Source organism: Microlunatus panaciterrae, from assembly GCF_016907535.1.
Lineage (GTDB): Bacteria > Actinomycetota > Actinomycetes > Propionibacteriales > Propionibacteriaceae > Microlunatus > Microlunatus panaciterrae.
The window spans coordinates 1,500,151-1,522,182 of the sequence record NZ_JAFBCF010000001.1 but is presented as its reverse complement, the minus strand read 5'-3'; the positions used below and the strand labels follow the sequence as shown (position 1 = coordinate 1,522,182).

The window sequence follows — 22,032 nt, the reverse complement described above, 5'->3', positions numbered from 1 at the left end:
ATGGTCCAGGTCCTGCTGGCGTGGTTGTTCGTGGCCTACTTCGTCTTCGCCAACGGGTTCCAGACCTTGCTGCTGAGCTGCGCCTGGGTCGAGATGGTGCGCCATCGTCGAGCGATCTGGGCGGCTCGCGGGCAACGGCTGCTGACCTCGTCGGCGACCCCCCGGGTCAGTGTGCTGGCACCGGCCTACAACGAGGCCGCCACCGTCGCCGCCAGCGTACGGTCGCTGCTCACGTTGAGCTACCCCAACCTCGAGGTGGTGGTGATCAACGACGGCAGCAGCGACGCGACGCTTGCGCTGCTGCAGGAGGAGTTCGACCTGCAGGCGGTGCATCCTGCGTTCGGTGGCAAGATCTCGACCCAGCCCGTGCTGGGCCTGTACCGGTCCCGACGGCACCGCAGCCTGGTGGTCGTCGACAAGGTGAACGGAGGCAAGGCCGACTCGCTCAACGCCGGTCTGAACGTGGCCAGCGGCAGTCTGATCTGTGCCATTGACGCCGACACCCTGATCGAGCCCGATGCGTTCCTGCGGCTCGTCCGACCGTTCATCGCCGACGAGGACACGGTCGCAGCCGGCGCCACCATCCATGTCGTCAACGGCTCGGTGGTCAGCAACGGCCGGGTGGTGCAGCATCGTGCCGCCAGGAAGATCCTGCCCGGCATCCAGACCATGGAGTACCTGCGCTCGTTCTTGTTCGGCCGGCTCGGGTGGAACCGGTTGGGCGGCAACCTGATCATCTCGGGCGCCTTCGGGATGTTCCGCCGCGACGCCGTGCTGGGGACGGGGGGCTACCGGCACGACACGGTCGGTGAGGACATGGAGCTGGTGGTACGGCTGCGTCGTCGCGGGCTGGAGACGTCCGGTCCTGCCAAGGTCGTCTTCGTGCCGGACCCGATCGCCTGGACGGAGGTGCCGGAGTCGGCGCGAACTCTCGGCCGGCAACGGGACCGCTGGCAGCGCGGACTTGCCGACGTCATGTGGCGCCACCGGGGGATGATCGGCAACCCACGCTATGGCCGGCTCGGGCTGGTGGCCGCGCCCTACTTCCTCGTTGTCGAGCTGTTCGGACCGGTGCTGCAGGTCGTCGGGGTGGCCGGGCTGGTGCTGTCGATGTTCCTGGGTGCCCTGAACTGGCAGTTCGCGGCGCTCTTCCTGCTGCTCTCGTACGGTTGGGGGGTAGTGCTCACCGGGTCGGCGCTGGTGATGCACCAGTGGTCTTCCGAGGAGCCCTTCGAGACCCGCGACCTGCCCAGGCTGCTGGCCTTCTGTCTGGCCGAGAACCTCGGCTACCGACAGCTGAACGTGCTGTGGCAAATCAAGGGCATGTGGCGCTACCTGCGCGGGCGCAAGGACTGGGGCACCATGGTCAGAGTCGGGTTCGAGGCCGGCAAGCCGTCCGGATAGGAGCATCGAGGTGACCGCCACCCTGTTCAGCATCGGAGGGCTGCCGGCGACCGGCAAGACCACTGTCGCCCGCGCGCTGGCGCGCCGGCTCCGCGCCGCGTACCTCCGGGTGGATACCATCGAGGCCGCCATCGTCGAGCACTCCGAGTTGGCACACCCGGTCGGGGTGGTGGGCTACGCGGTCGGCTACCGGTTGGCGGCCGACCAGTTGCAGCTCGGACTGGATGTGGTGGCCGAGTCGGTCAACCCTCTCGGCATCACCCGCGACGCCTGGCTCGCCGTCGCGACCGAGGCCGGAGCCGGCGCGATGGAGATCGAGATCATCTGCTCCGACCGGGCGGAGCACCGTCGGCGGGTCGAGCACCGCACGTTGGACATCGACGGTCTCGTCCCACCGACCTGGGAAGAGATCGAGAACCGGGACTACCGACCATGGGACCGGGACCCCTTGGTCCTCGACACGGCGGTGCTGACGCCGACAGCAGCTGTGCAGCGGGTGCTGCAGACCCTCAGCCGGCGCCGGGCAGGTTGATCTCGACCAGCCCGTCGCGCACCCTCGTCTCGAAGCTGGGCTGAGGTGCGGTGGCGGGGCCGTGGACAACGTCACCCGAACGGAGCGAGAAGACGCTGCCGTGCCAGGGACAGACCACGCAAGGGTCGCCCTGCTCGGTGATCTCGCCCTCGTGCAGCGGTCCGGAGAGATGGCTGCACACATCGGACAGCACGCTGACCTCGTCCCCGCGACGGAACACCAGCAACGGGATCTCGCCCAGCATCCGCTGATCGAGCCGGCCCTCGGAGAGGTTCTCCAGCCGGTCGAGGGGCTGCCAGCCAGGCTGGACACGGTGCGGGATGTCCTCTGCATGGTTGGCCCCGGATGCCTGCCGATAGCTCAGGTGACCGCCCAGGTATCCGGCCACGCCGGCCACGGCCAGCCCCGCGAACCCCAACGCCTTGCCACTGCCCTGCCGGCCGCGACCGCGCTGGATGAAGGACGCCACGAAGAGGCTGGTGGCCACGAGGTTGCCGCTGGAATGGACGATGCCCACCCGCTGCTGCTGCTCGTGCAGCTCAGCCCAGTCGGTGTAGCCGGCCGCGGCAGCCGGCAGGGCGCCGGCGATGCCGAGACCGACGAGGATCCGCGCCGCCCGCTCGGTGCCAGGGATGGTGTCGAGTACGCCGGCGGAGATCCATGCACCCAACGGCAGTTGGACTGCGAGTGGATGCACCGGGTGACCGAGCGGGACGCCGTGCAGCACGTCGCGCAGCGATCGCGACCGGACAACCGCGTTGACGATCTTGCGCAGCTCGTCGACAGCGGGGTCGAGCCAGGCCGCGTTCTCGAGCCGGTCGAGGGTGGTCAGCAAGGGCAGGCGTCTCATTTGGTGCCTCTCTGGGGTGATCTTCTCGGAGCATAGCCACCGGCCCGGAGCCTGACCAGGCATGATTGGAAGTCCTGCGAGTGGGTACGAGCCACCTGATGATCATGCCTCGTTGCCGGTCGCGCCGAGTCCAGGACCTGAGTCGAGGAAGAGAACTGTGAGCCTTGCAGCCGTAGTGCGGTCGAGACCAGACTGGTGGCACTTGATGCGTCCACATCACCCGGACTTGCCGCTTCACCCGGCGATTCACCTGGAGTCGGGGCAATGGTGACCCCGCTGGACCTGGAGTTCTCCGCCGAGGAGATCCGATCCTCCGGTGCGGCCATGCGGCGCTGCCTGCAGCAGAGCGCCGAACGCGGCGCCTCGATCTGGAGCGGCCCGGTCAGCGATCTTGCCCAGACCTTGATCGAGTTCGGTCGGGCCGACCTCTGCCTGGCTCGACTGGTGGAGGGCCACGCCGACGGCATCCGGATCCTGCAGCAGGCTGATCATCCCGCCCAGCGCGGCATCTACGGTGTCTGGGCCTCGAAGTCGGCGGGCACCGGGACGCAGGGGACCAAGATCAACGAGGGGTGGCGGGTGAAGGGCGAGCTCCGGTTTGCCTCCGGGGTGGATCTGATCGATCGGGCCCTGGTACCGATGCTCGTGCGGTCGGACCCGGACCGCGACAGCCAACTGCTGGTGGACATCCCCGCCGATGCGGTGAGCGCCGACCGTACGTCCTGGCGCACGCCGGCGATGGACGCGTCGCGGTCCTTCACCGTGCAGGTCGACCTGCAGGTCGCCGATCGGGACACGGTCGGGACGGCAGGCTTCTATCTCGACCGGCCCGGGTTCGCGGTCGGTGGGTTGTGCGTCGCGGCTGTCTGGGCCGGCGGCGCCCGACAGCTGGTGGACGTGGTGACCACCGGCCTTCGTGCGTTCAGTCCGACCTCACACCAGCTGCGGCGGATCGGGCTGATGGAGCAGGCGGCCTGGCAGGCACGGACCGCGGTCGAGTCGGCGTTGGGGCGCCTTCCGGCCCTCGACACCGCCGCCGCTGGACGGGTGATAGCGATGGCCCGTACGGCCGTGGTCTCGGCCTGCGAGACCGTGCTGGACGAGGCCCCCCGCGTGGTGGGGCCGGGCGGGCTCAGCAGCAGTCCCCGACTCTCCCGGACGTTGTCCGACCTGGCCATCTACATCCGCCAGCAGCACGTCGACGCCGAGCTCGTCCGGCTGGGCGGCTACGCCCTCGAGGCCGGCGAGATCCTGGCCCCCTGAGGTGCCTGGAGGATCAGAGCAGGACCCGTTCGTCCGGGCGAGGGACGACCGCGGTCCAGTCCAGGTCGCGGTTGACCCGTCGACAGAGCTCAGCCGCCGCCTCCGGCTCGCCGTGCACGATGTAGCAGGTGTGCGGTGGCCGGGTGGCTGTCCGCAGCCAGACCAGCAGGTCCTCCCGGTCGGCGTGGACCGACAGCCACGGGACCTCGGCGATCTGGGCCCGGACCGGGACGTACTCGCCGAAGCACTTGACTGCGGTGGCGCCGTGCAGAAGGTCGCGCCCGCGGGTGCCCTCCGCCTGGAAGCCGACGATCAGCACGAGGTTGCGTCGGTTGGGCAACAGCCGGGCCAGGTGATGCACGACCCGGCCACCGCTCGCCATCCCTGACGCCGAGACGATGATGCTCGGTGTCGACGGCTGGTTGATGGCACGTGACTGCTCAGGGGTGGACAGCTCGCGCAGCCCTCGTGGGTCCAGGGGCCCGAGCGGCGGTGACTGGCCCGGTCGCAGGTCCTCGGCCTCGCGGCTGACGGCCTCGCGGTAGACCTTGAGCGCACGCAGCGCCATCGGGCTGTCGACGTAGATCGGCACTGCCGGGATCAGACCCTCCGACAGCAGCCGGGTCAGCTCGGCCAGCAGCACCTCGGTCCGGTCGATCGCGAAGGCCGGGATGAGGACAGTTCCGCCGCGGCCCAGCGCCTCGCTGATCAACCGGCCCATCCGGGCCCGATCCGGCTTTGGATGGCTGCGGTCGCCGTAGGTCGACTCCACGACGACGGTGTCCACGTCGCCGACGGGCGCAGGTGGGACGAGCAGGGGATGACTGGGCCGGCCGAGGTCACCGCTGAAGAGCACCGACCGGCCGTCGGTCTCCACTCGGATGGTCGACGAGCCGAGGATGTGCCCGGCCGGCCGGAACACCGCCGTAGTCCCCGTCGCGACCGAGAGCGACTCGTCGAACGGGACCGAGCGGAACGAGGGCAGCAGCCGTTCGACGTCGGCGCTGTCATAGAGCGCCCGCGGGGAAGCGTGCCGCGAGCTGCCCCGCTCTCGGGCCGTTCGGGCATCCTCCTCCTGCAGATGTGCGCTGTCGCGCAGCACGATCTCGGCCAGGGCCAGAGTGCCGGTGGTGCACCAGACCGGACCGCGGAAGCCCTGCCGGTAGAGCGCCGGCAGATAGCCGCAATGGTCGAGGTGGGCATGAGTCAGCAGCACCGCGTCGATGCTCTCTGCCGGGATGGGCAGCCGCTCCCAGTTCCGGCGCCGCAGCGGCCGGAGGCCCTGGAAGAGGCCGCAGTCCACCAGCAGCCTCGACTGACCGCTCTGGATCAGGTACTTGCTCCCGGTCACCGTTCCGGCACCACCGAGGAAGGTCAGCGACGGTTGTGGACGGCGTTGCGACTCTGCACGCACCCGTTCGTCCATCGCGGTCCCCCCAGCGGTCTCGTGGTTCGAGCGTACGGATCCGTCGGGCAGGCGGCCAGGGCCCAAGGTCCCCAGCGCCGTACCTGCGGTGCCGAGCGGCATCCTGCTCCGGGTCGGTTTCGGCTACCCGATCGAGGACGAGGAGCAGACCCGGGGTGACCGCCAGGTTGGCCAGTCGCACCCTGTTCGAGGGCCAGCGCACCGATCCGGGACCGTCTGCTGATCGAGGACCCGCGGACGGCCCCGAAACGGGAGGAAAATAGACTTCCCGCATGGCCTTGATCGACTTTGAGCTGGACAAGCTCCGCAGCTATGCTCCTGAGCTGCCCGAGGAGAGCGACTTCGACTCCTTCTGGACCGACACCCTGACCGACGCGCGGACGTTCGACCTTGCCGCCGAGTTCACCAAGATCGACAACAAGCTGAAGGTGATCGACACCTACGACGTCACCTTCAACGGCTTCGGCGGGACCCCGGTCAAGGCGTGGCTGCACGTGCCCGCCGGTACGGCTGGTCCGCTGCCCACGGTGGTGCAGTATCACGGCTACTCCGGAGGCCGCGGCTTCCCCCATGCCACCACGCTGTTCGCCCAGGCCGGTTACGCCCACGTGGTGATGGACACCCGTGGGCAGGGCTGGAGCGCGGGCGGGCACAGCTCCACCGTCGACGCCTCCGCCGATGCGGGAATCAACCACATCCCGGGCTTCATGACCTCCGGCCTGCAGGACCCGAAGGCGTACTACTACCGGCGGGTCTACGTCGACGCCGTACGACTGTTGGACGCCGTGGTCGACCACCCGCTGGTCGACCGCACCAAGATCATCGTCACTGGCGGCAGCCAGGGTGGAGGGATCACGCTGGCTGTCGCCGGGCTGGCGCCGTCGGCCGGCCTCGACCTGGTCGGCGCCGCCCCGGATGTGCCGTTCCTGTGCAACTTCCCGCGGGCGCTGGAGATCAGCGACCGGAACCCGTACGCGGAGATCACCGCCTATCTGGCGTCGTGGCGCGACCAGGTCGACGTCGCCTATCGGACCCTGAGCTACTTCGACGGGGTCAACCTGGGCAAGCGGGCGCAGGCGCCGGCGCTGTTCTCGGTCGCTCTAATGGACCCGATCTGCCCACCGTCGACCGTGTTCTCCGCCTACAACCACTACGCCGGCAGCGAGAAGTCGATCAACGTCTATTCGCACAACGAGCATGAGGGCGGCGGTCCCTACCAGCTGGATGCTCAGCTCGACTGGTTCGCCGAACGCTTCGCCGGCTGAGCCGGGCGCCGCTCGCAGCGTGCGGTCAGACCTTGACGGCGACGAACAGGTCCCGATAGATCGACGAGTCGACGCGGTGGCCGAACCTCAGGTAGGGCCCGTCAGCGCAGGCCTGCAGGCCCGCCTTCTCGGCGATCGCGGTCAGGTCCTCGCGGCTGAGGCCATAGGTGTTCCAGGACAGTCCCAGCGCGCCGCCCTTCTTCAGCTGCTGGGCCCAGACACCGACGGCGTCGCGCAGCAGTCCAGCCGGGGACCGGTCGCGCTTGCCGCTGACCCCTCGGACATCGGTGTGGCTGCCGTGCACGACGCCGTACGGCGCGTCGGTGACCACCGCGTCAAAGCGGCGCTTGCCATACAGCGCGAGGGATTGTCGGGTGTCCCCGGAGAACACGGTGAGGCTGAGCGGGCGGCCGGGGCCGCTGGCCGATGGGCTCGTCCGAGGCGGCGTGACCTCGACGTCGAGCCGGCGGCCGAGGCTCTTGCCGTCGCGTCGGACCGGGCTCATCTCGGCCGAGTGCTTCAGCCGCTTGCGGCGCAGATAGGTGCGCAGGAACGCCGCGTACGCCTCGACTGCCTTCAGGTCCCCCTCGACCCCGGCCACGTCATGGCCGAAGATCAGCCCGGTGCTGAGAGTGGTGCCTCGACCGCACAGGGGGTCCAGGATGCTCAGGGGTGCTTCCTGAGGTCGCTGCAGCGAGGCCAGGGTGACGTTCAGCAGGAGCCGGGTGAACTGCTCGTTCGTCTTGCCCTGGTATTTGGGGATCGACACCAGATCGTCGTCGAACAGGTCGGGCTTCGAGACCTCGATCGGGCGCAACTGGTCACCCACCCGTTCGAAGACGGCGAAGAGGGCCGACAGCCGAGACAGGGCAGCCGTCGTCTCCGCTCCGAGCTCAGGCAGTGACAGCTGCAGATAGCCGACGCCGGCCACGGTCACGGGTTCGATCGTCGGCGGCTCCCCGGGCAGGCCGCCGCACATCACTTCCAGCTCGGCCGCCACCAGAGTGTCGGCGCTGCCGGAGTAGACCCGGTTGCTGGAGGGGGCGAGCAGAATCAGATAGTCAGTCATGTCAGCGAGCACTCTACGGGCTGGCCGGCGACACCCTCACCGAGCAGCGAGCCGCAGCACGTCGTCGACCTGGGTCCGCGCGGTTGCGACATCGGCGGCGGGATAGAAACCGACGCTGTGCACGCCGGCGGCCTCGAGCGCATCGAGGTGCCGGGCGGCGTCGTCCAGCGTGCCGATCGGGCCGATCTCGGTCCACCAGTCGACCGGCATCGAGGCCAGGCCATCGACGCCGTCGCGGGCATGACGGGCGACCAGGTCGTCGAAGAACGGCAGCGCACGCAGCGCGGCATTGGGGAGCTGCAGCTGGCTCGCCAGCCAGGGCGCGATGCTGCGGTAGGCGTCCCGCCGGTCCTCCATGATGCGGATCATGCCGAAGGCGGCGACGTGGAAGGGTTCCGGGTTGCCCGCCTGCGCCAGCGCCGATCGGACGTAGGACGGGCTGCACGGCTCGATCAGCACCACGCCGTCGGCACAGCGTCCGGCCAACGCCAGCGACCGGGGGCTCTGCACCCCGGCCAGCAGCGGGGGCCGCTGAGTCGGCGGCGTGTGCAGAGCGACGTTGTCCAGCTGCACGTAGTCGCCGTCAACGGTGACCGTCTCGCCGTCCAGGAGGCGGCCCACCGCCGTCATCACCTCGTCGAGGGCGGTCAACGGGGAGGACGGGCGGACACCCATCTGGGCCATCCACGCCTGCACCCCGTGGCCGATGCCCGGCAGCACCCGGCCGGGCGCGAGCTGGCACAGGGTGGCGATCTCCATCGCTGTAACGGCGGCCGTCCGCGATACGGCCGGCAGGATGCCGATGCCCACCGTCAGCCGTCGGGTGGCGGTCAGCGCCGCGGCGGCGAGACTGATGCCAGCGGTGAAGAAGCAGTCCTCGATGACCCAGAGCTGGTCTGCGCCGCCCTCCTCCAGCCGGACCGCGAACTCGGTGACGAGCGGGGCCGGGAACGTACGGTCGAAACACATGCCGACCTGGATGCCTGTGGGTGCCATGACCGCAACCTATCGGCGACCCTGACGGTCGGCCACCGCGGTGGCCCCGTGTATCGTTTCGCTCGGTGATGGAACCCGCCGAAGCCCCTGAGGGCTTGAACCGCGACCTGCTGATGGTGCCTGTCCTGGACGAGGAGAGGGCGGCCTCAGCGTGCACAACTTCGACCTGACCGGGCCCCGCCCGCAGCAGCAGCGTGACTCCCACCAGGAGCTGCCGCTGGACAGCGACATCGAGGTCGATGAGGTCAGGGCAGCACCGCTCATCACCGCCCATCGACTCCGTACGCTCGGCGCGGTCGCCGTCGGCGGGGCGCTCGGCACCGCCACCCGCTATCTGGCCACCGGGGCCCTCGCGACTGGGCCCCTCGGCGACGTGCCGCAGCTGTGGGCGACCCTGCCGATCAACGTGCTCGGTGCGCTGCTGCTCGGGGTGCTGCTGGAGGAACTGGCCGGTCGGGGTCCCGACCACGGTCGCCGGCGGGCGCTCCGGTTGCTGCTCGGGACAGGTTTCCTGGGCGGCTTCACCACCTACAGCACGCTGGCGGTGGACACCGATCAGCTGTTGCACCGGGGCCTGGCCGGTGCTGCCGTCGGCTACGGGCTCGGCACCCTGCTGCTGGGCGCGGTCGCGTCGATGGCCGGGATCGCCCTGGCCACCCGGGTACGCCGCTCCAGGAACACCCGACGGCTGACAGCGGAGCGCCGGTAATGCTGCTCGTCCTGCTGGTGTCGATCGCCGGCGGCCTGGGTGCCGTCTGCCGGTTCGTGCTTGACACCCTCGTCCGCCGCCGCACCTCGGGATCGTTCCCGGTCGGGACCGTGATCATCAACCTGTCCGGCTCGTTCCTGCTCGGCCTGGTGACCGGGCTGGCCACGGGCCAGCTGCTGCCAGAGTCCTGGCGGGCGGTCGTCGGCACCGGGTTTCTCGGCGGCTACACCACCTTCAGCACGGCCAGCTTCGAGACCGTACGACTGCTGGAACGGGGCCGCTACCGGGCAGCCCTGTTCAACGGGATCGGCGTACTGGCGCTGGCGTTGCTGGCCGCCGGCGCAGGGCTCTTCGTCGGCCTGGCACTCTGAGCGCTGCCCGCAGCCGAAGGTGAGAGGAGGTTGTTATCGAAACCCGTTCCTTTTGCCCCATCGACCAACTAGGGTCCACCTAGACGAGCTCCTCGGGGGAAGGGCTCGACCGGGAAGGCGCTTGTGATGACAAGGCTTGGGGGAGCCATCCGTTGGTGCACGGCCATGATCGTTGTTTTGGCCGTCACCTGCATTGCCTTGCCCGCGCAGGCGGCGCCACCGGAGATCCCGACCGAGAACGACGTCCAGGCCGCCCAGCAGCAGGCCGCCGCCACCCGGAAGGCCGTCGAGGCCATCCAGAACAAGCTCGCCCTGGCCAGGACGGAGCTCGATCGGCTCCAGGTCGAGTCGGCCCTGGCCGGAGAGCAGTACCTCGGTGCGCAGGAGCGGCTGACGGCCGCCCGCGCCGAGGCGCGCAGGCGCCAGCAGGTCTCGAGCAGGGCCACCACGGAGCAGGAGTCGGCACGCCAGGCCGTCGTCGAGCTGGCCCGGTCGTCGATGCAGGCCAATGCGCCGATGATCGAGATCGGTTCGATCCTCGGCAGTGGACCGGAGAACATCCTCGACCGGGCGGCGCTGCTGTCGAAGTTGTCGGCCAGCATGCAGGGCAAGCTGGACCGGCTCGAGAAGGCGCAGCAACAGGCGGTACTTGCCAAGCGGTCCGCCGACCGGGCGCTGGCCAAGGTGCAGGTGGCCACCGAGACGGCGACCGAGGCGAAGCGGGTCGCCGAGGAGGCGACGGCGACGCAGGCCGCGGCGGTGGCCTCGTACGCGGAGCGGCGCAGTGAGCTGATGATCGAGCTGGCCCAGGCCCAGCAGATCTCCGTCGACCTGGCACGCAGGAGGCAGCAGGGCCTGGAGGCGCAGCAGCGGGCCGCGGCCCAGGCGTCCGCCGAGCAGCAGCAGCAGGCGCAGGTACGCCGGGAGGGGATGCAGCGGGCTAGCGACGCCGCCTCCGCCGGGGCTGATCCACAGCAGGCGCCGCCGCCGGGTTACAGCAGCAGGGGCGCGCAGGCGGCGGTCGACTTCGCCTGGCAGCAGGTCGGCGAGCCGTACGTCTTCGGAGCCACCGGGCCGAACACCTGGGACTGCTCGGGGCTGACCATGAAGGCGTGGGCTGCCGGCGGCAAGAACATCGGGCACTACACCGGCATCCAGTGGTCCCGCATCAGCCACATCTCCGAGAGCCAGCTGAGGCCCGGAGACCTGATCTTCTGGGCCACGAACGCGAATGATCCCAATACGATCTTCCACGTCGCGCTCTACATCGGCGGCGGCCGGATGATCCACGCGCCGCGTCCTGGCAAGACGGTCGAGGTGCAGAACGTCTACTACTGGATCCCACCGACCTTCTTCGGCCGACCCTGAAAACGTGGATCCCGTGAGGTTCGCGGCTCAGCCGTCAGGCGTGCACGCGCCGGGCCGGCCTCAACGAGCACCAGGTTTTCAGGGCTTCGCCTCGTAGGACGTCTCCTTGGCCCGCTCGAAGCTGGCCCTGACCTCGATCTCGGCCTCCTCGACCCCCGTCCAGGTGGCCCCCTCGACCGACTTGCCCGGTTCCAGGTCCTTGTAGACGGTGAAGAAGTGCTCGATCTCGAGCAGCAGATAGTCGTGGATGTCGTCGATGTCGTGCAGGTAGTCGCGCCGCGGGTCATCGGACGGGACGCAGACGACCTTGTCGTCGCCACCGGCCTCGTCCTTCATCCGGAACATGGCCACCGCGCGGCAGCGGATCAGGCAGCCGGGGAAGGTCGGCTCGGCCACCAGCACCAACGCATCCAGCGGGTCACCGTCCTGGCCGAGGGTGCCCTCGATGAAGCCGTAGTCGGCCGGGTACTGGGTGGAGGTGAAGAGGGTCCGGTCAAGCCGGATCCGCCCGGTCTCGTGGTCGACCTCATACTTGTTCTTCTGACCTTTGGGGATCTCCACGGTCACATCGAAGGTCAGATCGCTGAACGTGTTCTTCTGCCGTCCAGCATCCCGGTCTCTCATGCGAGCCTCCTTATGATGGTCCCGGCGAGCCGCCACAACACATAGTGGAGCCTAGCGGTCCAGAGAGGGAGGGCGTCAGGTGCAACCCCGAAGAGTGATCGCCGCCCTGGTGGCGATGCTGCTCCTCGTGGGCCTGTCCCTCGGCCTGGTCACCGGCGCCCTCGGCAGCGTCGCCCGAGACGGTCTCTACGCAACCGGGCTGTGGCGAGACGGCGGGCGCCGGACCATCGCTCCGGGCACCTTCGACACTCCCGCTGCGGTCTCGCCGAGCCCGGAACCTGTCGGCCAGCCGTCACCCGTGCTGCCCGCGGCCAGCCCGACCGAACGACCCCTGCCGAAGAAGATCGTCGCCAAGGTCGACAGCGTGGACCGGTCGGCGATGAAGGGGCGGTTCAGCGGTGCTGTGGTCGACGTCGGCAACGGCAGGGTGCTGTACGCGCACAACTCCAGGTCGGCCTACACCCCCGCCTCGACCCTGAAGCTGCTGACGTCGACGGCGGCGCTGACCAGCCTGGGTCCCGACCACCGGTTCCGGACCCGGGTGGTGGCCGGCAAGAGCGGCCAGATCGTGCTCGTCGGCGGCGGCGATCCCTACCTGGCGGAGAAGACCGACCCGAACGCCTACCCGGCACGAGCCTCGCTGCAGCAGCTGGCCGCGGCGACGGCCAAGGCGTTGCGGACCCAGCACCGGACCTCGGTCAGGCTCGGCTACGACGCCTCCCTGTTCAAGGGACCGTCCTGGAACGCCCACTGGCCCGAGATGTACCGCGACCAGGTCACCCGGGTCTCGGCGCTGTGGGTCGACGAGGGTCGTCAGCTCGGCTACTCACCCGGGCCGCGGGAGCCGGACCCGGCGCGTGACGCCGCCGACGCCTTCGCCAAGGCGCTGCGCGCCAACAAGATCAAGGTCACCGGGGTCGCCAAGGCCAAGGCGCACGCCGGAGCCGCCAGCCTGGCCTCGGTCCAGTCCATGCCGCTCGGCCGGATCGTCGAACAGGTGCTGCTGCACTCCGACAACGACGGCGCAGAGGTGCTGCTGCGGCAGGCGGCGATCGGCGCCGGCAGGCCAGGCTCGTTCACCGAGGGTCGCAGAACGGTCCAGCGGGAGCTGACCAGGCTGGGGGTCTGGGACAAGGGGATCGTCGGCTATGACGGGTCCGGGCTGAGCCGGGAGGACAAGGTGCCGGCCGACACGATGGTCAAGATCCTGCGGCTGGCCAGCGAGGACGCCCATCCGGAGCTCCGCTCGCTGCTGACCGGTCTGCCGGTGGCCGGGGTGGACGGCAGCCTGCGGCTGCGGTTCACCGACAGCCGGTCGGTCGATGGTCGCGGCCTGGTACGCGGGAAGACCGGGACCCTGCGCAAGGTGCACTCGATGGCCGGCTACGTCCGCACCCAGGACGGGGCCGTGCTGGCCTTCGCCTTCCTGGTGAACGATCCCGCGAACGACTACGCGGCCCGGGTCTGGCTGGACCGGGTGTCCGCCGCGCTGGCGACCTGCGGCTGCGGCTGACCACGTCCGAGTCCTGAGCGGCCGGCCGGCCAGGGACGGTTCCGGGTCGCAGGATGGTCCAGGGGTTCTCCCAGGCGCATAGAGTCGATGCATGAACACACCAGGAATGGTCGACTGGACGGTGGCGCTGGGCACCGCGAAGAAGCTGGTCAAGGCCGGTCCCGAGATCTCCCGGGAGGGTGCGGCCGAGGCTGTCGCCGCGCTGCGCCGAGCCGCCGTCGAGGCCGAGGACTATGTCCAGCAGGTCACCGGGTTGCGTACGCCGAGCGCGACCGCACCCGTTCTGGTGGTCGACCGGCCGGGATGGATCCAGGCCAACGTCGACGCCTTCCGCGACATCTTGTCGCCGCTGCAGGCCAAGCACACGCAGGCGCTCGGCGACTCGAGCATGGCAGGGTTCGGCGCGACCGTCACCGGAATGGAGCTCGGTGCGCTGTTGAGCTATCTGGCCCCGAAGATCCTCGGCCAGTTCGACCCGTTCTACCCCGGAGCTCCGGACGGGCCGGGTGGCCGGCTGCTGCTGATCGCCCCCAACGTCGTCGCCATCGAGCGCGAGCTGCACCTGGATCCGGCCGACTTCCGGCTCTGGGTCTGCCTGCACGAGGAGACCCACCGGGTCCAGTTCACCGCCGTACCGTGGCTGCGTGGCTACATGAAGCAGCAGATCTCCGAGGTGGTCGCCGAGACGGAGCTGGACGGCGCTGCGCTGCTGTCGATGCTGCGGGAGGGCGCCCGGAAGCTGGCCCACTCGTTCCGCGGCGACCAGGAGCTCTCGATCATCGACCTGGTGCAGACACCGAGCCAGCGGGAGACCGTCGACCGGATCACCGCCGTCATGTCGCTGCTGGAGGGCCATGCCGATGTGGTGATGGACAGCGTCGGCCCCGACGTGATCGGCACCATCGCCACCATCCGGAACAAGTTCGACATCCGCCGCCAGGGCCAGGGCTTCGACAAGATCATCCGCCGGCTGCTGGGCCTCGACGCCAAGATGCGGCAGTACCGCGACGGCGCCGAGTTCTGCCGCCAGGTGATCGCCAAGGTGGGTATGCACGGGCTGAACCACGTCTGGATCTCGCCGGAGACGCTGCCCAGCAGGGCCGAGATCAAGGACCCGTCGGCCTGGGTCCAGCGCGTTCACGGCACCACCGCAGCCGTCCCGGCCGGTCCCGAGGACACCAACGAGTGGCGCGCCGAGAACTAGGCCCGGCCACGCTGCAGGTCGTCCAGGCCGTCGCCGGGGCGATCGAGGCCGAAGGCGTCGCCGGCCCGCTGCTGGTGGCCTGCTCCGGCGGCGCCGACTCGCTCGCGCTGGCCGCCGGTGCCCGCCGGGTGGCGGACCGGACCGGGCTCGGCTGCGCCGCAGTGGTGGTGGACCACGACCTGCAGCCTGGCTCCGCCGCTGTCGCCGGCAGCGCCGCCCAGGCGCTGGCCGAGCTGGGCTACACCGACGTCGAGGTGGTCCGGGTCAGCGTGGCCGACTCGGCGGTCGGCCCGGAGGCCGCCGCCCGGCAGGCCCGCTACCAGGCGCTGGACCGGCTCGCCGGCTGCCGGGACGCACACATCCTGCTCGGTCACACCCTGGACGACCAGGCTGAGACCGTGCTGCTCGGCCTGGTGCGCGGTTCCGGCACCCGGTCCTTGGCCGGGATGGCGGCGGTCAGCGGTCGCTACCTGCGCCCGCTGCTGCAGCTGCGGCGAGCCGACACCGTACGCGCCTGCGCTGAGCTGGGGCTGCACCCCTGGCAGGACCCGCACAACAGAGACACCGCCTTCACCCGGTCCCGGCTGCGGACCCGGGTGCTGCCGGTGCTGGAGCGCGAGCTCGGCCCGGGCATCGCCGAGGCACTGGCCCGGACCGCGCAGCTCGCCCGAGACGACGCCGACCTGCTCGACAGCCTGGCGGCCGTCGCCCATCCGGCAGCGGACACCCTGGACTGCGCGGTGCTGGGCGGGCAGCCGCCGTCGTTGCGCCGCCGCGCCATCCGTTCCTGGTTGTCCGACCGGGGCGCCCCGGAGGTCGGGTTCGTGCATGTGGTGGCGGTCGAGGCGCTGGTGGTGGACTGGCACGGGCAACGCGGCGTCGATGTGCCGGGAGCCCGGGTGGTCCGTGATGCGGGTCGACTGCGGTGTGTGGCAGGCTGACCCCGTGGATGACGCACACATCGAAGGCGACCTGACCCGGGTCCTGTACTCGGCCGAGGATGTCGCTCGGCGGGTGACCGAGATCGCTGCCGAGATCGACGAGGCCTACCGGGGCAAGGACCTGCTGCTGATCGGTGTCCTCAACGGCGCCGTGATGGTGATGGCCGACCTGTCGCGTGCCATGAAGATCCACTGCGAGATGGACTGGATGGCGATCTCCTCCTACGGCTCGGGCACCCAGTCGTCCGGTGTGGTCCGGATCCTGAAGGACCTCAACACCGACATCAGCGGCCGGCATGTGCTGGTCGTGGAGGACATCATCGACACCGGCCTGACGCTGTCCTACCTGATCAGCAACCTGCGCTCGCGTGAGCCCGCCAGTCTCGAGATCATGACCATGTTCCGCAAACCCGAGGCACAGAAGAACATGGTCAAGGTGAAGTATGTCGGCTTCGACATTCCCAACGAGTTCGTCGTCGGCTACGGGCTGGACTACGCCGGCCACTACCGCAACCTGACGTCGGTGGGCACCCTGTCGCCGCACGTCTACAGCTGATCCCCGCTCGGGTGACCGCTGCATCCATCGGGACCCATCGGCCGGAAGCAACTAGGGGAGTCTTGGACTCGGACGCTAGCCTTAGCGACGTGTACGGTCAGAGCGCCCCTCTAGTTAGCGCGCACCAGCAATAGGCAGGTCATGAATCTAAGACGCATTTTCCGCGGCCCTCTCCTGTGGATCATCCTGGCCGTCGTGGCCGTCGGCATCCTGGCGAACTTCGCCGGATCCATGGATGGCTACAAGGAAGAGCCGACCTCGAAGGTCGTGGCCATCATCAACGGCAACGACCCCCTGACCTCGGTGACGCTGATCGACGGCGAACAAGAGATCAGGGTGGAGCTGAAGGACCAGAACAAGACCAAGTACAAGGCGACCTGGGTCGGCAACCAGACCGACGACCTGATCAAGAGGCTGAACCAGCGGGTTGCCGACAAGACGCTGGACAGCTGGGTCGGACAGAACCCGACCCCCGGCTTCTTCTCGTCGCTGCTCGGCACCCTGATCCCGTTCCTCATCATCGGCGTCATCTTCTTCTTCCTGCTCAACTCCGTGCAGGGCGGCGGCAGCCGGGTGATGCAGTTCGGCAAGTCCAAGGCCAAGATCGCCAACAAGGACACCCCCAAGACCACCTTCGGTGACGTCGCCGGCTGCGAAGAGGCGATCGAGGAGCTGGAGGAGATCAAGGAGTTCCTGGCCGAGCCGGCCAAGTTCCAGGCGGTCGGAGCCAAGATCCCCAAGGGTGTGCTGCTGTACGGACCGCCCGGCACCGGCAAGACGCTGCTGGCCCGAGCCGTCGCCGGGGAGGCCGGCGTGCCGTTCTACTCGATCTCCGGTTCCGACTTCGTCGAGATGTTCGTCGGCGTCGGCGCTTCCCGGGTACGTGACCTGTTCGAGCAGGCCAAGGAGAATGCCCCGGCCATCGTGTTCATCGACGAGATCGACGCCGTCGGACGGCATCGCGGCGCCGGCATGGGCGGTGGCCACGACGAGCGCGAGCAGACACTGAACCAGCTGCTCGTGGAGATGGACGGCTTCGACGTCCGCGGCGGCGTCATCCTGATCGCGGCCACCAACCGTCCCGACGTGCTCGACCCGGCCCTGCTCCGGCCGGGCCGGTTCGACCGGCAGATCTCGGTCGAGGCGCCGGACCTGAAGGGGCGGTTCGCGATCCTCAAGGTGCATGCCCACGGCAAGCCGATGGAGCCGGGTGTCGACCTCGAAGGAGTGGCCCGCCGGACCCCGGGCTTCACCGGTGCCGACCTCGCCAACGTGCTGAATGAGGCAGCCCTGCTGACGGCCCGCCAGAACGCCCGCAGCATCACGAACGAGTTCCTGGACGAGGCCATCGACCGGGTGATCGCCGGACCGCAGAAACGGAGCCGGCTGATGAACGAGCGGGAGAAGCTGGTCACCGCCTACCACGAGGGTGGCCACGCCCTGGTCGCCGCCGCCCTGCCCGGCACGGACCCGGTGCAGAAGGTGACCATCCTGCCGCGCGGCCGGGCGCTGGGCTACACGATGGTGCTGCCCGAGCAGGACAAGTACTCCAACACCCGGGCCGAGCTGCTCGACCAGCTGGCGTACATGATGGGTGGTCGGGCGGCCGAGGAGCTCGTCTTCCACGACCCCACCACTGGTGCCAGCAACGACATCGAGAAGGCCACCAATGTGGCGAAGGCGATGGTGACCCAGTACGGGATGACCGAACAGCTGGGCGCGGTCAAGCTCGGCTCCGGAGATGCCGAACCGTTCCTGGGTCGCGACATCGGCCATGGCAAGGACTACTCCGAGGCCGTGGCAGCAGTGGTCGACTCCGAGGTGTCGAAGCTGATCGCCAACGCCCACCAGGAGGCCTTCGACATCCTGCACGAGAACCGGGCGGTGCTGGACGACCTGGTCCGGGCCCTCTTCGAGAAGGAGACGCTGGACCGGGCCGAGGTTGCAGAGGTCTTCAAGCCGTTGAAGCTGTGGCCGAAGCGCCCGGCCTGGACCGGATCGAAGACCAGGGTGCCGTCGGCCGTGCCGCCGGTGATGCCGCCACCGCCGTCAGTCAACGGCGGCGACCAGCGCAAACAGCTCGGGGATGGCCACCAGCCTCCGGGTGGCGCGCCACTGCCGCCGGGACACAACCCGGTCCCGGCGGACCTGCCGCACGGTCAGAACGGCTGGCCGGGCCAGCCGCCGCAGAGCCCGCCACCGGGTCCGCCGTCCGGCGGCGACGGCAACCAGCCGCGCCCTCCGGGGATCACCGACGCCGAGCAGAGCCGGCCGCAGGACCCGGGCCAGCGATGACCGGGTCCACGGCCATCAACCCGGTGAGCGCCCCGGGTCAGCCGGTACGCCCGTTCGACCATGATCGAGTGGCGGCGGCTGTCCGGGAGCTGCTGATCGGGATCGGCGAGGACCCGGACCGCGACGGTCTGCTGGACACCCCCCAGCGGGTCGCCCGGGCGTACGCCGAGATGTTCGCCGGTCTCCGTCAGCGTCCCGAGGAGGTGCTGGCGACCACCTTCGACCTCGGTCACGACGAGTTCGTGCTGGTCAAGGACATCGAGGTCTGGAGCTGCTGCGAGCACCACCTGGTGCCCTTCACCGGGGTGGCCCACGTCGGCTACATCCCCAGCACGGACGGGCGCATCACCGGGCTGAGCAAACTGGCCCGGCTGGTGGACCTCTACTCCAAGCGTCCGCAGGTGCAGGAGCGCCTCACCACCCAGGTCGCCGACGCGTTGGAACGGATCTTGGAGCCGCGGGGCGTTGTCGTGGTCTTCGAGTGCGAACACCTGTGCATGACCATGCGCGGCGTGCGTAAGCCCGGATCCAAGACGGTGACCAGTGCTGTCCGCGGCCAGCTGCTCGCTCCTGCCACCAGGGCCGAGGCGATGAGCCTGATCATGAGTCGCTCCTGACCCGTTGCCGGCAGCACCCGAACGAGCGAGGTTCAGCCTCGGCCGGGTGACGAGGGGGAGACAATCGACCATGGCGAAGATGCCTCCGAGGCTGGGGATCGCAGCTGCCGATGATCCCGCCGCTATCAGCATCGACGAGATCGCGCACGCTCTCGGCACCGACGTCGAGGCGGGACTGAGCTCTGCTGAGGCCGCCCGGCGTCTGCAGTCCGACGGACCGAACGTACTCAGGTCGGCGCCGACGACGCCCAACTGGCGCAAGCTGCTGGCCCAGTTCCAGGATCCGCTGATCTATCTGCTGCTGGTGGCCGTGATCATCTCGACAGTGGCGTGGTTGCTGGAGGGCCGTCCCGGCTGGCCGGTGGACGCCCTGGTGATCGCGCTCATCGTCATCGCCAACGCCATTCTGGGCTACGTCCAGCAGGCCAGAGCCGAGCATGCAGTGGCTGCCCTGCAGCGGATGACCGCAGCCACCGTGGCAGTGATCCGCGACGGCGACCCGATCCGCATCCCTAGCGACGGGCTGGTCTGCGGAGACCTGATGGTGCTGAGCGAAGGCGATGCCGTCGGCGCCGATGCACGACTGGTGCGAGCCGCGGCCCTCCGGGTCCAGGAGGCATCGCTGACCGGCGAGAGCGAGTCCGTGCACAAGGAGGTCGCGACGGTGCGGGGTCCGGCCGTCCTGGGTGACCAGCGCGGGATGGTGTTCAAGGGCACGGCGGTGGCGCAGGGGACCGGTCGCGCTTTGGTGACGGCGACGGCGATGGACACCGAGATGGGCGAGATCGCCGCCATGCTCGAGTCGACCGCTGAGGCTCCGACCCCGCTGCAGCGGGAGGTCGGCAGGATCGGCCGCGCGCTCGGCATCGCCGTGGTGGTGATCGCACTCGTCGTCGTCGTCAGCACGTTCCTGATCTCCGATATCCGCGGGGCGGCGGACATCGTCACCGTGCTGCTATTGGGAGTGTCGTTGGCGGTGGCTGCCGTGCCCGAGGGACTGCCCGCGATCCTGTCCGTGGTGCTGGCGCTGGGGGTGCAGCGGATGGCTCGTCACCGTGCCGTGGTGAAGAAACTGTCCTCGGTGGAGACGCTCGGCTCCGCCTCGGTGATCGCCTCGGACAAGACCGGCACGCTGACGAAGTCGGAGATGACCATCCAGCGAGTGATGACCGCCTCCGGTAGCACCCGGGTGACCGGCGTCGGCTACACCCCCGAAGGATCCCTGCAGCACCAGGGGGCGGCGTCGCCGACGGCAGCGGTACTGGCGGAGGACATCGTGGTGCTGAGCGGCGGCAGCCTAGCCAGCAACGCGGCGTTGCGGCAACGCGACGGCCAGTGGGAGATCCAGGGCGACCCGACCGAGGCAGCATTCCTGGTCGCCGAGCGCAAGCTCGGCCTCACCGAGCGCCGTATCCAGCGCTTCGAGCGGATCGCCGAGGTCCCGTTCACCTCCGAGCGCAAGATGATGTCGAGCATCGAGAGAGACCATGAGCACGGCGACCAGCCGGTCGTGATCACCAAGGGGGCGCCGGATGTCCTGATCGGTCGCTGCACGCGGGCCCGCGTGGGGATGGCGGTGGTGGACCTCGATGACGACCTCCGACGCCGGATCCTTGACGACGTCACCGAGCTGTCCGACGATGCGCTGCGTACCTTGTCGGTGGCCTACCGGCCGCTGGCGGCGGGTGAGGACACCGCCTCGGCCGAGCTGCTGGAGCGCGACCTGATCTTCGTCGGCACTGTCGGCATCATCGACCCTCCCAGGCCGGAGGCGGCGGTCGCCGTCGAGGAGGCTCGCCGGGCCGGCATCAGGGTGATCATGATCACCGGCGACCACCCGGGGACGGCGGTGAGGATCGCGGCCGACCTCGGTATCGTCGAGCCCGGCTCGGCGGCGCTGACCGGGCTGCAGATCGACGCACTGGATGACGACTCCTTCGTGGAGGCGGTCCGGCACACCTCGGTTTATGCCCGGGTCGCCCCCAAGCACAAGCTGCGGATCATCGACGCGCTGCAGGCTGACGGCAACGTCGTCGCCATGACCGGGGACGGCGTGAACGACGCCCCGGCGCTGAAGGCGGCCGACATCGGGATAGCGATGGGCATCACCGGAACCGAGGTGACGAAGGAGGCCGCGAAGATGATCTTGGCCGACGACAACTTCGCTACCATCGTGGAGGCGGTGCGCGAAGGTCGCGGCATCTTCAACAACATCAGGAAGTTCCTGCGATATCTGCTCTCCTCAAACATGGGCGAGGTGCTGACGGTGTTCCTCGGTGTGGTGCTGGCCGGCTTCATCGGCCTGGCCGGCACAGGTGAGGCCGTGGTGCTCCCGCTGGTGGCGACCCAGATCCTGTGGATCAACCTGATCACCGACTCGGCGCCTGCGCTGGCGATGGGAGTCGACCCCGAGACCGAGGACGTGATGGCGCACAGGCCTCGCAGGCCGAGCGAGCGGGTGATCGACTTCCGGATGTGGATGGGGGTGATCGAGGTCGGCGCGGTGATGGCGGTCGCGACCTTGGCGACCATCGATCTCTACCTTCCGGGGGGCCTGATCGAGGGGACGCGGAGCCTCGACAATGCGCGTACGGCCGGGTTCACCGTGCTCGTGTTCAGCCAGCTGTTCAACACCTTCAACGCCCGTTCCGAGACGGTGAGTGCGTTCCATCGTCTGTTCGTCAACCGCTGGCTGTGGGGCGCGCTGGGTGTGTCCGTGCTCCTGCAGGTGGCCGTCGTGCACCTGCCCCTGCTCAATGCCGCCTTCGGCACCGTTCCCCTCAGTGCCGGCCAGTGGCTGGTCTGCGTGGGGATGGGCAGTGCCGTGCTGTGGTTCAGCGAGCTGCGCAAGCTGTTCCTCCGGTGGTGGATCGGCTCCCACCGCTCGTCGGCGCCGTCAGAGTCGTGACCGGGTGCGAGCCGGCCGAGAGGTCGGGCTCACCGAACGTTAGGACGGAGCTCGCCGGGTTTCGGTGGATCTTCCCGGGACGGGTATCCCGGTGGGACCATGGCTCAGAGGGCAGTCGCGC

Annotated in this window: 19 protein-coding genes and 1 riboswitch; of the genes, 14 read left to right on the top strand and 5 right to left on the bottom strand. The window is 69.3% G+C overall.

Annotated features, from left to right (window positions below; translation table 11 throughout):
• Both JOE57_RS06940 and JOE57_RS06935 read left to right on the top strand, forming a co-directional pair.
• Positions 1-1,404 carry a glycosyltransferase family 2 protein gene (locus tag JOE57_RS06940; protein WP_204917000.1) on the top strand — a complete coding sequence of 468 codons (1,404 nt, stop codon included), beginning with the start codon at positions 1-3 and terminating at the stop codon, positions 1,402-1,404.
• Between the two features lie 10 nt (positions 1,405-1,414).
• Complete coding sequence (locus JOE57_RS06935) at positions 1,415-1,936, top strand: AAA family ATPase (protein ID WP_204916999.1); 522 nt, start codon at positions 1,415-1,417, stop codon at positions 1,934-1,936.
• On the opposite strand, the gene JOE57_RS06930 is transcribed toward JOE57_RS06935, so the two are convergent.
• The gene (locus tag JOE57_RS06930) at positions 1,914-2,786 is read right to left on the bottom strand and encodes a Rieske (2Fe-2S) protein (RefSeq protein ID WP_204916998.1); all 873 of its coding nucleotides are present in this window, start codon (positions 2,784-2,786) and stop codon (positions 1,914-1,916) included. The genes JOE57_RS06935 and JOE57_RS06930 overlap by 23 nt on opposite strands.
• A 264-nt stretch (positions 2,787-3,050) precedes the next feature.
• Here JOE57_RS06930 and JOE57_RS06925 point away from each other — a divergent pair, with 264 nt between their 5' ends.
• A complete protein-coding gene (locus JOE57_RS06925; RefSeq protein WP_204916997.1) occupies positions 3,051-4,049 on the top strand; it encodes an acyl-CoA dehydrogenase family protein in 999 nt (332 codons plus the stop codon).
• Positions 4,050-4,062: 13 nt separating this feature from the next.
• Here the strand turns inward: JOE57_RS06925 and JOE57_RS06920 are convergent, their stop codons facing one another.
• Positions 4,063-5,475: an MBL fold metallo-hydrolase gene (locus tag JOE57_RS06920; RefSeq protein WP_204916996.1), complete on the bottom strand. Its 1,413-nt coding sequence runs from the start codon at positions 5,473-5,475 to the stop codon at positions 4,063-4,065.
• A 272-nt stretch (positions 5,476-5,747) separates the two neighbouring features.
• Here JOE57_RS06920 and JOE57_RS06915 point away from each other — a divergent pair, with 272 nt between their 5' ends.
• On the top strand, positions 5,748-6,740 hold the full coding sequence (locus JOE57_RS06915) for an acetylxylan esterase (RefSeq protein WP_204916995.1): 993 nt from the start codon (positions 5,748-5,750) through the stop codon (positions 6,738-6,740).
• Between the two features lie 25 nt (positions 6,741-6,765).
• Here JOE57_RS06915 and JOE57_RS06910 read toward each other — a convergent pair whose 3' ends face one another.
• On the bottom strand, positions 6,766-7,809 hold the full coding sequence (locus tag JOE57_RS06910) for a TRM11 family SAM-dependent methyltransferase (RefSeq protein ID WP_204916994.1): 1,044 nt from the start codon (positions 7,807-7,809) through the stop codon (positions 6,766-6,768).
• 36 nt (positions 7,810-7,845) lie between these two features.
• A complete protein-coding gene (locus JOE57_RS06905) occupies positions 7,846-8,805 on the bottom strand; it encodes an LLM class flavin-dependent oxidoreductase (RefSeq protein ID WP_239578868.1) in 960 nt (319 codons plus the stop codon).
• 55 nt (positions 8,806-8,860) lie between these two features.
• Positions 8,861-8,935: riboswitch (Fluoride riboswitch) on the top strand.
• A gap of 21 nt (positions 8,936-8,956) precedes the next feature.
• Between JOE57_RS06905 and JOE57_RS06900 the strand changes: the two genes are divergently transcribed.
• The 3 genes from JOE57_RS06900 (at position 8,957) to JOE57_RS06890 (ending at position 11,253) form a co-directional block, all read left to right on the top strand.
• On the top strand, positions 8,957-9,514 hold the full coding sequence (locus JOE57_RS06900; RefSeq protein ID WP_338041204.1) for a CrcB family protein: 558 nt from the start codon (positions 8,957-8,959) through the stop codon (positions 9,512-9,514).
• Positions 9,514-9,885, top strand: a complete 372-nt coding sequence (gene crcB / locus JOE57_RS06895; protein ID WP_204916993.1) for a fluoride efflux transporter CrcB — start codon at positions 9,514-9,516, stop codon at positions 9,883-9,885. The genes JOE57_RS06900 and crcB overlap by 1 nt, the downstream gene beginning before the upstream one ends.
• 165 nt (positions 9,886-10,050) lie before the next feature.
• Positions 10,051-11,253 (top strand): C40 family peptidase, encoded by a 1,203-nt coding sequence (locus JOE57_RS06890; protein ID WP_204916992.1) that lies wholly within the window; start codon positions 10,051-10,053, stop codon positions 11,251-11,253.
• A 78-nt stretch (positions 11,254-11,331) separates the two neighbouring features.
• On the opposite strand, the gene JOE57_RS06885 is transcribed toward JOE57_RS06890, so the two are convergent.
• Positions 11,332-11,877 carry an inorganic diphosphatase gene (locus JOE57_RS06885; protein WP_204916991.1) on the bottom strand — a complete coding sequence of 182 codons (546 nt, stop codon included), beginning with the start codon at positions 11,875-11,877 and terminating at the stop codon, positions 11,332-11,334.
• A 79-nt stretch (positions 11,878-11,956) separates the two neighbouring features.
• On the opposite strand from JOE57_RS06885, the gene dacB reads away from it, so the two are divergent.
• From dacB to JOE57_RS06850, 7 genes are all read left to right on the top strand, one after another.
• The gene (gene dacB / locus JOE57_RS06880; protein WP_204916990.1) at positions 11,957-13,390 is read left to right on the top strand and encodes a D-alanyl-D-alanine carboxypeptidase/D-alanyl-D-alanine endopeptidase; all 1,434 of its coding nucleotides are present in this window, start codon (positions 11,957-11,959) and stop codon (positions 13,388-13,390) included.
• Between the two features lie 91 nt (positions 13,391-13,481).
• On the top strand, positions 13,482-14,594 hold the full coding sequence (locus JOE57_RS06875) for a zinc-dependent metalloprotease (protein ID WP_239578867.1): 1,113 nt from the start codon (positions 13,482-13,484) through the stop codon (positions 14,592-14,594).
• On the top strand, positions 14,576-15,535 hold the full coding sequence (gene tilS / locus JOE57_RS06870; RefSeq protein WP_204916989.1) for a tRNA lysidine(34) synthetase TilS: 960 nt from the start codon (positions 14,576-14,578) through the stop codon (positions 15,533-15,535). The genes JOE57_RS06875 and tilS overlap by 19 nt, the downstream gene beginning before the upstream one ends.
• A 4-nt stretch (positions 15,536-15,539) precedes the next feature.
• Positions 15,540-16,091, top strand: coding sequence for a hypoxanthine phosphoribosyltransferase (gene hpt, locus JOE57_RS06865; protein ID WP_338041203.1), 552 nt, complete (start codon positions 15,540-15,542; stop codon positions 16,089-16,091).
• A 141-nt stretch (positions 16,092-16,232) separates the two neighbouring features.
• Complete coding sequence (gene ftsH / locus JOE57_RS06860) at positions 16,233-18,386, top strand: ATP-dependent zinc metalloprotease FtsH (RefSeq protein ID WP_204916987.1); 2,154 nt, start codon at positions 16,233-16,235, stop codon at positions 18,384-18,386.
• Positions 18,383-19,003, top strand: coding sequence for a GTP cyclohydrolase I FolE (folE, locus tag JOE57_RS06855; RefSeq protein ID WP_204916986.1), 621 nt, complete (start codon positions 18,383-18,385; stop codon positions 19,001-19,003). The genes ftsH and folE overlap by 4 nt, the downstream gene beginning before the upstream one ends.
• Positions 19,004-19,073: 70 nt before the next feature.
• A complete protein-coding gene (locus tag JOE57_RS06850) occupies positions 19,074-21,911 on the top strand; it encodes a cation-translocating P-type ATPase (protein ID WP_204916985.1) in 2,838 nt (945 codons plus the stop codon).
• Positions 21,912-22,032 lie beyond the last annotated feature (121 nt).